The organism is Methylobacterium sp. B1, from assembly GCF_000333255.1.
Lineage (GTDB): Bacteria > Pseudomonadota > Alphaproteobacteria > Rhizobiales > Beijerinckiaceae > Methylobacterium > Methylobacterium fujisawaense.
In genome coordinates this window covers 1-2129 of record NZ_BACT01000901.1, presented here as the reverse complement: position 1 = coordinate 2129, position 2129 = coordinate 1, and the positions used below count along the sequence as shown (strand labels likewise).

Annotated in this window: 1 protein-coding gene and 1 pseudogene; both read right to left on the bottom strand. The window is 67.9% G+C overall.

What is annotated here, in order from left to right; all coding sequences use genetic code 11:
• Positions 1-239: pseudogene (locus I53_RS25625) on the bottom strand (malonate decarboxylase acyl carrier protein); the annotation flags it as partial.
• 39 nt (positions 240-278) lie between these two features.
• Entirely contained in the window at positions 279-1925 is a 1647-nt protein-coding gene (gene mdcA / locus I53_RS25620) for a malonate decarboxylase subunit alpha (protein WP_043356127.1), read from the bottom strand.
• Between the last annotated feature and the right edge of the window lie 204 nt (positions 1926-2129).

Sequence of the window (2129 nt, the reverse complement as noted above, 5' to 3'; positions counted from 1 at the left end):
CGTTGATGCTGATGCGCAGGCCCCCGGCTGCGCCCGGGCGACGAAATCGGCCACCACCGCCTCCCAGACGTCGCCGTAGCCGGCGATCGGGTCTCGACGGCCACCTCGCAGGCATCCGGCGGCAGGACGCGCTCCAGCAGAATCTCCAGGTTGCCGGACGCCACGACGCCGGTGATCGCGCTCGGCACCGAGCCGGGCAGCGGCTTCTTCGTGGTGTGGCGGAAGGTCAGAGATTCCATGGCCGGCTCCTTGCCAGAGGACCCTTCATCGCGCGCCGCTCACCAGTTCCGGAACCGGGCCGGCGGCTCGTAGAGCCCGCCGGACCAATGCACGAGATCCTTGATCGACTTCGCTGCGAGCAGCGCCCGGTCGGCGTCCAGGGGCTCGATGCCGAGATCCTCGGGGCGACGGATGACACCCCGGGCGCGCAGCGCCTCCACCTTCGCCCGGTCCCGGCCGCGACCGACCTCGGTGTAGCCGGCGACGCCCCGGATCGCCTGCTCGCGCTCGTCCGCGTCCCGGCAGAGCAGGAGGTTCGCGATACCCTCCTCGGTGACGATGTGGGTCACGTCGTCGGCGTAGATCATGACCGGCGCCAGTTCGAGGCCGATTTTCTTCGCCAGTTCGAGGGCGTCGAGCTTCTCCACGAAGGTCGGGACCAGCTTGTCGCCGAAGGTCTCCACCAGCTGCACCACGAGCTTGCGCCCGCGCATCAGCGCCGGGTCGCCGACGATCTGGCCCTCACGGCCGGCCTTCATCCAGGCATCGGAGGGATGGCGCCGGCCATGCGGGTCCGAGCCCATGTTGGGGGCGCCCCCGAAACCCGCCACCCGGGACTGCGTGACGGTCGAGGAATGGCCCATCAGGTCGATCTGGAGCGTCGCCCCGATGAACATGTCGCAGGCGTAGAGACCGGCGGTCTGACAGAAGGCCCGGTTCGAGCGCAGACTTCCGTCCGCGCCGGTGAAGAAGATGTCGGGCCGCTCTCGGATGTAGCGGTCCATCCCGACCTCGGAGCCGAAGCAGTGGACCTGCTTGACCCAGCCGGATTCGATCGCCGGGATGAGGGTCGGGTGCGGGTTGAGCGCCCAGTGGGTGGCGATCTTGCCTTTCAGGCCGAGCTTCTCGCCGTAGGTCGGCAGCAGCAGCTCAATCGCCGCGGTCCCGAAACCGATTCCGTGGTTCAGCCGGCGGATGCCGTACTCGGCATAGATCCCCTTGATCGCCATCATGGCGATCAGGATCTGGGTCTCGGTCATCGCCGCCGGATCGCGGGTGAAGAGCGGCTCGACGTAGAACGGCGTGTCGGCCTCGACCACGAAGTCCACCCGGTCGCCCGGGATGTCGACCCGCGGGACCGTGTCGACGATCTCGTTGACCTGCGCGACCACGACGCCGTTCTTGAAGGCGGTCGCCTCCACGACGGTCGGGGTGTCCTCGGTGTTCGGCCCCGTATACAGGTTGCCGTTCCGGTCGGCCGAGACGCCAGCGATCAGCGCCACGTTGGGCGTCAGATCGATAAAGTAGCGGGCGAACAGCTCCAGGTAGGTGTGGACCGCGCCGAGCTCGATCTGGCCGCCGTAGAGCATCTTGGCGATGCGGACGCCCTGCGGACCGGAATACGAGTAGTCGAGCCGCTTCGCGATCCCGGTCTCGAACACGTCGAGGTGCTCGGGCAGCACGATCCCCGACTGGACCATGTGCAGGTCGTGGATCTTGTCGGGATCGCAGGCGCTCAGGCCGCGGGCGAGGCAGTCGGCCTGCTTCTGGTTATCGCCCTCGAGACAGACACGGTCGCCGGGCCGCAGGATCGACTCCAGCAGGTCGACCACGGCCCCGGCCGGCACGACCTTGCCGTCCGCGTGGGCGCGCCCCGCCGCGATGCGCGCGTCCCGCGCCCGCCTCTCACCGCGCCACTCGCCCATCCGCGTGCTCCAACCGGTGTACCAGAAGATATCTAGCGGCTGTTCCGGTATTTTCAAACCCGGCACAATCACAGTTTCGTATACGGGATTGCGTGCGTGTGAACATATTGCATACTTCGCGCAACGCCCCCAGAGGCCGATCCGGGAAGGGAACGCGCCATGTTGCACGCGTCCACACCGCCGTCGGATGCGGGTCGGAAGCGC